Source organism: Streptococcus mitis (genome assembly GCF_946190325.1).
Lineage (GTDB): Bacteria > Bacillota > Bacilli > Lactobacillales > Streptococcaceae > Streptococcus > Streptococcus mitis_CF.
The window spans coordinates 1-233 of sequence record NZ_CAMHZR010000087.1 but is presented as its reverse complement, the minus strand read 5'-3'; the positions used below and the strand labels follow the sequence as shown (position 1 = coordinate 233).

1 pseudogene is annotated in these 233 nt (G+C 39.9%); it reads left to right on the top strand.

What is annotated here, in order from left to right:
• Positions 1-233, top strand: a pseudogene (locus N8M95_RS09275) (T7SS effector LXG polymorphic toxin); the annotation flags it as partial.

Here is a 233-nt window from a genome sequence, read left to right as displayed (position 1 = left end):
CTCCTACTGTACAAGGATGGTTACTACCAGATTGATTCAAGCAATCATGCAAAGTTACCAGGTCAGGTGTTTACACGATTACATAGTGATTTAAAGAGTTCACGTGACAATCTAAAGAGTGAGATTGAGCTCTTGAACACGACCAAGGACAAGATTTCAGACTTGGTGAGCTATCCAGGAAGTAGTCATACCAGTACGGTCATGAATTATAACTTTCTCATGAATCAGGTCAA